The organism is Paenibacillus sp. 3LSP (genome assembly GCF_032465655.1).
GTDB lineage: Bacteria > Bacillota > Bacilli > Paenibacillales > Paenibacillaceae > Fontibacillus > Fontibacillus barengoltzii.
The window spans coordinates 1-1,366 of the sequence record NZ_JAWDJI010000218.1 but is presented as its reverse complement, the minus strand read 5'-3'; the positions used below and the strand labels follow the sequence as shown (position 1 = coordinate 1,366).

The window sequence follows — 1,366 nt, the reverse complement described above, 5'->3', positions numbered from 1 at the left end:
AAAGATTTGGAGCACTTTTTATTTTTTTCAGAAGAGATTACTTTCGAAATTCAGGTTAACCTTCTTCAGATGGACTGGTGACACACCGCACATAAACAGGGCAATCTCGTCGAACTGATTCCCGCTCAACCTCACCTAAATCACCATTAAAACCACCACTCACCCCCTGCTCAAATCTCCCCTCTATCCCAGTTCCACCCAGACCATTTGTCCAAGATTTTTGCCTTCGCAGGGGACTGTGCTATAATCTCAATTAATTGTGATTCGGAGGAGAAAGGAGGTACCCTTATCAGCAGTTCACGACCCGATGAGAAAGACAACATTGTCTTGTTTCCCAAAACGTTGGACTATTACCAGATCGAACTGACCCGTATGCTGGAAACCGAAAGATATGGGGAGGCGGTAGAGCTCCTGCAATTTTTACTGCAATGCCAAGGAGAGGATCCGAGGCATTATGAGGAATGGCGAGCTTTATTGGACTGGCTGACCGGCGCATTTCCTGCGCTGAAAGACGGCATTTCGGAGGCTTCAGAACTACAACACATCGAGGAAGACGAGGAAACCGAGGAAATGCTCGCTCGCCGGCTCGCGGAGGCCAAGCTGGCTGAAGATGCGGGTTATACGGACAAGCTGTTGGCTGCCGTGAGGGACAAGCCGCTCTCGGAGCAGACGTTTCTTGCCCTGGAACAGCTTGCCTACCTGGATCGCCCCGAGATCGATGACGCGCTGATTGGCTGGATCAGCCGGGAGGAGATGCATCCGCTGCTTCAATATCGGGTACTGCAAACCCTGCGCCGCCGCGGAACGACGGGCACCCTGGTAATCATGCGCGGAGGGGAGCGGGTGGAAGTCGAGATTGAAGCAGTTCCGCTCAAGCCTGACGATTTTCCGCCGGCCGTACAAATGGTGTTGGATCGCGTAGGCGACCAGACACAGGTGCATGATCCGACCCTTTACTATTTCGCTCAGGAATTATGGACACAGTTCGTCATGGTATTATATGGTACGGCGGATTACCGCTCGCTCTTGGTTGAGGAAGATGCGATCATCGATATTTGGGCGGCAGCGCTGCATCAGATGGTGGCAGATAGCTTGTCCGGCAGCCAAACGGATGAGGAGATTCGCGCCATGTACGGCATTACCGATGGACTGCGGCTGCGATATGAGCAAGTTTGCCGAACGATTGGCAAATTCGTTGCCTCGGGACGAATCCACGGCATGTAAGCACCGGGTGGAGTGCAGGAGTAGATCACTCTATCAACCTTGCACAATAGAATCCGATTTGCCCAATACCTGGCTGTGGCTCGGCTCCGTGTCAACTCATATAAAAATGTTACCGAAGGATAATGGTTCACTCACGTAATTT

1 protein-coding gene is annotated in these 1,366 nt (G+C 51.8%); it reads left to right on the top strand.

The window, feature by feature from the left end:
• Nucleotides 1-327: 327 nt before the first annotated feature.
• Nucleotides 328-1,224: a hypothetical protein gene (locus tag RW092_RS18855; protein WP_084628900.1), complete on the top strand. Its 897-nt coding sequence runs from the start codon at nucleotides 328-330 to the stop codon at nucleotides 1,222-1,224.
• Nucleotides 1,225-1,366 lie beyond the last annotated feature (142 nt).